The organism is Hydrogenimonas thermophila (genome assembly GCF_900115615.1).
GTDB lineage: Bacteria > Campylobacterota > Campylobacteria > Campylobacterales > Hydrogenimonadaceae > Hydrogenimonas > Hydrogenimonas thermophila.
Genome location: NZ_FOXB01000066.1, coordinates 1 through 6,996, shown reverse-complemented (window position 1 = coordinate 6,996; position 6,996 = coordinate 1). Strand labels below are relative to the sequence as shown.

The 6,996-nt window shown below is 30.7% G+C and carries 5 protein-coding genes; 1 reads left to right on the top strand and 4 read right to left on the bottom strand.

Going from position 1 to position 6,996, the window contains the following annotated elements:
• The first annotated feature begins 431 nt into the window (after window positions 1-431).
• Window positions 432-1,697, top strand: coding sequence for a Na+/H+ antiporter NhaC family protein (locus BM227_RS12190; RefSeq protein WP_092914241.1), 1,266 nt, complete (start codon window positions 432-434; stop codon window positions 1,695-1,697).
• Here the strand turns inward: BM227_RS12190 and BM227_RS12185 are convergent.
• The 4 genes from BM227_RS12185 to BM227_RS12170 form a co-directional block, all read right to left on the bottom strand.
• A complete protein-coding gene (locus BM227_RS12185) occupies window positions 1,692-2,528 on the bottom strand; it encodes a DUF6920 family protein (RefSeq protein ID WP_092914239.1) in 837 nt (278 codons plus the stop codon). The genes BM227_RS12190 and BM227_RS12185 overlap by 6 nt on opposite strands.
• A 15-nt stretch (window positions 2,529-2,543) precedes the next feature.
• Window positions 2,544-3,305, bottom strand: coding sequence for an OmpH family outer membrane protein (locus BM227_RS12180; RefSeq protein WP_092914237.1), 762 nt, complete (start codon window positions 3,303-3,305; stop codon window positions 2,544-2,546).
• Window positions 3,306-3,317: 12 nt separating this feature from the next.
• Window positions 3,318-4,418, bottom strand: coding sequence for a hypothetical protein (locus BM227_RS12175; protein ID WP_092914235.1), 1,101 nt, complete (start codon window positions 4,416-4,418; stop codon window positions 3,318-3,320).
• 94 nt (window positions 4,419-4,512) lie between these two features.
• On the bottom strand, window positions 4,513-6,444 hold the full coding sequence (locus BM227_RS12170) for a sensor histidine kinase (protein WP_092914232.1): 1,932 nt from the start codon (window positions 6,442-6,444) through the stop codon (window positions 4,513-4,515).
• Between the last annotated feature and the right edge of the window lie 552 nt (window positions 6,445-6,996).

Here is a 6,996-nt window from a genome sequence, read left to right as displayed (position 1 = left end):
ACAATTATCTATGCCATCTTTAAAAACAATGAACCTTATAACCCCTCTCGTGTTTTTGCTATGGTTAGACAGTGATAAGTTAAAGAACTAAAGCTAATTTACTTCAAATTGATGATGGAATTGTAATAGTGCCATCACCTTTTAATTGTCAATCAAACCAACTTAGTTTGATTGTAAAAGCACTCTAATCTAAAGTTATAATTTTAGATTAAACTCTTAAAAGTGCTTTCAAAATCAAACTCATTTCAAGAGAAAAATCTCTTGAAAATTGGTTGTTTTTAAAATAGCTTTAAAAAGCTATTGCTTTTTTATTTTTTTGTCCTTTTTAAGTTATTTTTTATAAAAAGGCTATTATTGCAATAATTTTAGCCATTATATCAAGAAATGTTACAGTTTCTCTTCTAATTGGAGTAATAAGTGGCTACTTTATAATGGAACAAAATATTACTTCTACAGTAGTTGAAAGCATAAAAGGTATTGCATCTCTTTTTGAAAAGGGATGGGTTGTAAAAACGCTGGTTTTTGCAATCTTTGTAGGCTCTATTATAGAACTGATCCAAAGAAGCGGCGGTGTAAGCGGATTTATCAACTTTTTACAAAAAGGGAAACGCCTCATTACAAACAGAAAAGAGGCTGAACTGCTCCCATTTTTCATAGGTGTTGCCATATTTATTGAATCATCCATTACATCACTTATAGCCGGTACTGTAAGCCGTCCAATAACCGACAAATTTGGAACTTCAAGAGAGAAACTTGCCTATATCTGCGACTCTACATCTGCTCCAATATGTACAATGTTTCCACTAAATGCTTGGGGAGCCTTGCTTCTTGGACTGATTGGAGCACAAATAGAAGCCGGTACAATTTCAGCAGAGCCAATTAAACTATTGGGTACTGCCCTGCTTTTTAACTTTTATGCTATTTTTTCTATTTTAATTGTTCTTTTTACTATCTTTAAAAAGATAGATTTTCCCTCATATACAAAAGTTGAACCTATAAATTTAACAGATTTAAAAAAAGATGGAGATATATTTGCCCTTATCGTACCAATACTCTCTATGCTTATTTTAGTTTTTGTTTTTCTCTTCATTACAGGTGATGGAAATATGCTTAAAGGTAGCGGCTCAACATCTGTATTTTCAGCAGTTATGGGATCGGTTCTCATAACATCTATCTACTACCAAATCAAAAAAATTTTGCCACCAAAAGAGATCTTAACCTCTATCTTTACAGGTGCTAAAAGAATGCTACCGATTGCAGGAATTTTACTTTTTGCCTTTGCTATAGGTGATGTAACGGTAAAGATGGGAACCGGAGTTTATATATCTCACTTTGCAAATGCCATTCTACACCCTGCTCTACTGCCTACAGGCATATTTTTGCTTTCGGCAATTATCGCCTTTTCTACAGGTACAAGCTGGGGAACATTTTCTATTATGATGCCAATCGCAATTACCATAACCGCCGGTATAGGTGCAGATGCTACAGCTCTTCTACCTTTAAGTATAGCGGCAGTCATATCAGGCGGAGTATTTGGCGATCACGCATCACCGATTTCAGATACCACCATCATCTCTGCAATGGCTGCAGGGTGCGATCTCATAGCTCACGTAAAAACACAACTTCCTTGGGCTCTCTTATCGGCACTTATATCTGTGATCTTCTTTCTTCTGTCTGGCTTTCTAATGACATTATGAAAATTTATGATCTATTTTTTCAATGCGACCACGCCAATAAGGTTTGCGCCCATCAGGAAGAATCCAAGCAACTTCACCTTCTGTAGGAATAAGCATTCCATTATGCACTTCATATCTGCTCCACCGCCCTTCCCAAGGTGTTAAAACTATCTCACCTTTTACACTACGTCCTCTTGCATCAGCATATACAGACTCAATGAGACCATAATCATTAAAACTAAAGAGCAGTGTTACACTAATCTCACCATCTCTCATTACTGCTCTAGCAGAAAAGCTATTTACCTCTTCCCATCTAACACCTTGAGTTGGCAGTAGTGCTGTAGGATACCAAGCAGACTCAGCAAAAAAGCGCATCAATTCGCCCCTATTTAACTCACAACTTCCCTCTTCTTTTACTAATGAAATTAATCCGGCAAAAGATGCTTTAAGCAGACCTTTTCCTGCAATATAGGCATCATTTACACATACTGCTAAAGCTGGAATTAACTTAATCTTACCACTCCAAACAAATCCAGGTCTATCAATAGTAACTCTTTGAATAGAGCTAAACGGTCTCCAAAATTCTCCTGTTTCACTCATATTAAAAGTTCCGGTATGCTCTATGGTAACTGAAGAGACCATAGACTGCCCCTCTTTTAGAACAGTTTTAAAATATCTTTGCACAGGTTTAGGTAATCCATTCAATTGATCAGAGTTATACTTTAATGATTTTATGGTATTGCTATTAGATGAGAGTTTAGAATATAATCTATCTGTTTCTATCTGCCAACGACTATACCCAAATATCACTAAGATCACCACCAAGCCAATAATTATAACAACAAACTCCATACCGCTTTACCTAATTCATTTTGACAACTGCTCCATTATCTCTTCTATCTCTGCTATTACAGTATTCATCTTTGTACTTACAAATCTGATCTGTTTTAAAAGCATCTCTTTTCTATTATCATCAACACTTAACTGTAACTCTTGATTTAACCGCCCCAACTCTTTTTGCAATTTTTCCAACTCCTTTTGTAACTTTTCTAAAATATCTTCATATCTATCTTCTGAACCGGCTCTTTGAGCCATATCTTCAACTATCTCATCAACAGTTACTTTTCCATCTCTATTTTTATCTATGTTTATATGAAGATCTATTATTTCACTGGTTGACATAAAATATGAGTTATCTGTGCTCATCTCTTTAACAATCTCTGATGGTAAATGATCTCTTGCTCTATCTAACGAACCATTTTGTAAATTAACGACTCTTTTTAGATCTAAAGACTCAGCTACACTTATAACTCCATCTCTATTTTTATCAGCTTCTGCTACCTTTAGATCATTTAAGACAAAGTTTGAGATTTTATTTAGATAATCTTTCGCTACACCTTTTGCTATAAAGATACCATCTCGTTCAATAAAATCATTTTTATATATATCTTGCAATGTGTTTAATGTATCTTGTTTAAGAGATATGATCTGCTTGTCAAATATAACAATAGCTTCATCTGCACTTCTATCAATTCTCTTAGCTTCATCCAATGTATCTTTTGAGATTGAAACTCTATCTTTATATAAATTTTCAAATGATCCATATGAACCTGCACTATCTATTCTCATACTGTGCTACCCTTAAGTTATAACATCCAAACTATCTATACTCTCTTCCTCATCATCTTTGGTCTCTCTATCAAACCCTGCCTCTTTTATTGCTTTTTCCAACTCATCAAAATCAAAACTATTTTTCATATACTCAAAATACTCTTTCATATACTTATCATACGCTCTTTGCTCTTCAAAACTTTTTTGAAATGAAATATCTTTTGATCTAAGCACATGAAAATTGTCTATCTTTATAAGATCTCTTCTAATCATATCTTCGTGACGTATCTTTATATCTTCAACAACTCTCTCTTCTACACTCTGATTTTTTGCTGTAAAATCGACTAACCCCTCTTTAAGGGTAACTACTCCATCTTTGTCTTTATCTAGTTTTAGTGTATGATTTAACTCTTTTTCTATCGTTTTTTCATATTTTAAAGCTTTACTAGCTATTGAATTAAGCCCACCCCGTTCTTCGTTTGGAAGGTCTAAAGTCTCTGAATATTTTTGATACTTCAAACCATCTGCTTTGAGATTTGCAGAGACTATCTTGTCACCCAAATAGTCATAATATGTAGTACGATCAAAACCTATCTTGAGATCGCCTTTTTCATTCTCATCAATTCGACCATTTTTATTTAGATCAGCCTTTTCATACCCTCTGCTATATTTTATATCTTGATACCATCCAGCCAAATACTCTTCAGCATCGCCATTTAATCTTAAAATTCCATCATCTCTTTGAAAAAAATCTTTGGAAGAGAATGCCTTTTTTAGATCTTTTACTACATCTCTATCTAGTTTAAATGCAATCACCTTTTCAGGATCGTTTGGATCTCTAAAGGCTACTATAACTCTTCTGTCAACCGGATCTTTGCCTGTTGTTTCTGTTGTAAGATTTAACGAATTAATGTCTATCTCTTCATATCTTAGTTCATCTCTACTCATCCGTTTAAAGCTGACTCTGCTCGCTGTATAGACATCTCCGTCAATATTCACCTCTGTAGGCTCTTTTTTTATACGATCTAACTCTCTTTGAGAGTAATCTTTGTCAGCCAACTTAGGAACTTTACTAGGAAAGTCGTGCCACTCCGGTCTTTGAAATTTAGATGGATCAACGTGAATTGGCATTTGAACTCCGTTATAAACTATACTTTATAGTTAATATCGGCATTTTTTAATTAAAAAAAAGAAATTATTTCATAAAACTATACATAGCCTTATTTTAATCAATATTTTCAACCGGAATAGAAAAATAAAAGCAGCTACCATTACCAGGTTTACTCTCAACCCATATGCGTCCTTGGTGAAGATCTTCTATTATCTTTTTACAGATCATAAGCCCTAAACCACTGCCAGCTACACTCTTTTGGTAAATATTCTCAATTTGAACAAAAGAATGAAACAATTTTGTTTGGTCCTCTTTTGCAATACCTACTCCTGTATCACAAATAGAAAATATATACTCTTTATATTGTTCATTATAACTTGCTGTCAAATTTATTTTCCCATTTTCAGGTGTAAATTTAATAGCATTGCTGATCAAATTTAGTAAAACCTGCTTAAAAAGTTCAGGATCAATCATAAGGGTAAGATTTTCATCTACAGATATATTTAGTGAAATATTTTTTCTATTTGCCATATGAATTGTTAATAATTTAACCTCTCTGATTATAAAAATCACTTTACTCATCTTCTGATTATAATCTACTTTTCCAGCATCAAGCTTTGCAAAATCTAATATTGTATTTACCATATTAAGTAAACTATTTCCTTCTTTGTTGATCTTTTCCAAATACTTTTTAATTTTGTCAGGAGTATCTTGACTCATCATAAGAATTTGAGAAAAACCATTTATAGCAGTAAGAGGAGTTCTAAGCTCATGAGATATACAAGCTAAAAAATCATCTTTTTCACCATTTGCACTTTCTGCCTTCTTTGCAAACTCTACAAGAGATTGTTCACGTTTCTTCATAATGAAGTTTAATTCAATTGCTTCCAATAGCAGCATTAATATCTCTTCTATATATTGTCTATTTTCAATATTTACAAGTTTTATTCCAAAATAAAATATATACTCTTCATACTCTACTTTTTTTACAATATCATACTCTAAAATATTCAAATATTTACTATCTATTATTATCTCCTCAATAGCCCAAGGAACTACATCATCAAAAATTTTTTTTACTCTCTCAATAATATTTGTTTTTATATCTTCTTCTGAATCTAAAATAAGATTATGCTTAGAGAAAATCTTGTGTATTGCATGTATTGCTTTTAATCCTGCAAGTAGAGATAAAAAACTGCTTGTTGAAAAGTATTTTAATAATCTTTCTATTTGACTATTAAGTTTTTTATTAAGAAGTGTTAGCTGGTTAAAATAGTATATTTTTTTATTTTCATTACAACTTTTTATAGAGCTTTTAAATTTCGATATAGCTATATTCCAATCTTTATATATAGATATAATTTCATCAATATCTATACCTGATCTATTTAACAAATCTACCTGATTTCTAAAACTAATCAAATCATCATGAGACTTACACATTAATGGATTATTTTCAATTGAATTAATTAAAGATACATCACTACTATCATTTTTCATATATTTTTCAATTTTCAAAAAATTGTTTTTATGAATTATAAAAGTCCTATAAATATTATCTATAGCAATAATTAGAGTATTATTTGAAATACTATTGGGACTTGTTGTATTACTATATGTATAATCAATAATTACATATTCAACCATTGCTAAAAAACGGCTAATAAGATCTAAATTGTTTTTTATAATAGAGTCAAGCTCAGACATTTTATATAGTAATTGATTAATACAACAAAATATATATTTTAGAATAGCAGAATCTAATTTTATACTTGCAAACATTGATCCTATTTTATATATGTGGTATAAAAATCTATTATCTATCGGAGCAGTAAATATAAATATTATGAACTTATTAACTATTTTAATAAGTTCATTAATATTATAATAATGATATATTTTCTCATCATTCTGAAGATAGTTTTTACAAAAATTATTAGCTAGAACTGCACTAAATGTACATAGTTTACTCTTAAGCTTTTCTCGTAACTGAATATCCTCTTTACTTATATGAAACTGTTTTAATAGTTCATCAATTTTAAACATACTATAAACAATTAATATAAATTTTACACTACAGTTTTTACTTGATTTATAATTAGCAATTTTACATTCATAATAACCTTTCAACTATAATAATTTATTTGATTATAACATTTTTAACAAATTTTATTCTTATTGACGAAATAAATATATGTATTACTGCAATTTTCCTGCAAAAACATTTTATATATTTAGAAACAGAGTTAATAAATAAATTATATTTTAAATATTATTAAGTTTTCTATTTAATTTAAATTGTAAATAATAGCATATATGTTATTATGAAAATTAATACTTAATTTAAAATATACTTAACTAGGAATTAGCCCATTCCGATACTAAGGAATACTTTTTGCTATAAAGCCAAAAAAGTATATTTATATCGGGAGAAAAAATGGAGCCAGAATTATTGAAAATTTTAAAAGAGCATATATCAGAACAGGCAAGACCACAGGGGAGACAGTATAGTTTGCCGGTAATAATGTTTTTATCGATAATAGCTATATTAATGGGAGCAAAGAATCCAATAGAGGTATATAAATGGATGAAAGCAAA